This is a genomic window from Paracoccus marcusii, assembly GCF_006151785.1.
In the GTDB taxonomy this organism is placed as follows: Bacteria; Pseudomonadota; Alphaproteobacteria; order Rhodobacterales; family Rhodobacteraceae; genus Paracoccus; species Paracoccus marcusii.
Window position 1 is genome coordinate 1 of record NZ_VDDD01000261.1, and the last position, 1059, is coordinate 1059.

Annotated in this window: 1 protein-coding gene; it reads right to left on the reverse strand. The window is 59.9% G+C overall.

The genetic code is table 11. The annotated features are described in order from the left end of the window. Window positions 1-15: 15 nt before the first annotated feature. A protein-coding gene (locus FHD68_RS18665; RefSeq protein ID WP_139086627.1) for an IS630 family transposase occupies window positions 16-973 on the reverse strand; the annotation gives its coding sequence in 2 pieces (ribosomal slippage) (window positions 16-630 and window positions 632-973; 957 coding nt in all). Window positions 974-1059 lie beyond the last annotated feature (86 nt).

Genomic DNA, 1059 nt, shown 5'->3' on the forward strand with positions numbered 1-1059 from the left:
TAGAGCGCGTTGCGTTTAATCGGTTTCATATCCGGCGGCTTTGAAGAAATTGTAGCATTCCTCATCGGTGAAAAGATCGCAGACCTGCCCGACGGCGTGCCAGAGAGCCTCGTAGGTTCGCGCGGCGGCTCTCCGGATCAGGGCCTTGAGCTTTGCGAAGGCCATCTCGATCGGGTTCAGATCCGGACTGTAGGGAGGCAAGAACAAGAACCACGCGCCAACGGCGCTCATAGTCGCCGCTGCCTTGGGACTCTTGTGCGATGACAGGTTATCCAGAATGATCACATCGCCGGGTCGCAGTGTCGGGGCCAGTTGGGTTTCGACATAGAGCTCGAACAGTTCGCGGTTCATGGCACCGTCGATCACCCAGGGCGCATCCAGCCGGTCATGGCGCAGGGCGGCGATGAAGGTCTGGGTGTTCCAGTGGCCGAAGGGCGCATGGTCGACAAGGCGCGCGCCTTTTGGAGACCATCCGGTGGTCTTGGCCATGTTCGTCTTCAGCGACGTCTCGTCGATGAAACCAAGGCGCGTCAACGCGCTGCGCATGAACGGTTGGCGTCGTGTGATCCAGATATGGCGTGCCTGCCGGATCTCAGGCCGCTTCTGCTCGAGGGCTTGCAGGTCTTTTTTTGTGTGTCAGCCCGAGACCGCGCAAAAACCGCCAAACCGAGACACGGTGAATGGCGATGCCGTGATGATCCGCAAGTTCGCCGACCAGGTCGTTCAGCGTCAGATCGGGCTTCGCCTTCATGCGCGCGGTGATCCAGTCCCCCACACCAACCAATTTGCCATGACCACCACCATGGCCTTGGGCACGCGGAGCTAACCCGCCCGTCTCGCGCTTCAGGATCACCATGTCGTTGACGAACTTCACCGAAACCCGGAACCGCGCAGCGGCTGAACGGTGCGAGTTCCCTTCCTCCACAAACGCCACAACGCGCTCTCGGAGTGCCATAGGATGCGGTCTGCCCATATCATCCCTCCACCTGTCATGCAGGCAGGGAATCACAGATCAAGCCACAGGGGTATCCTGAATCGGGAAAGCCGCAACACGCTCTA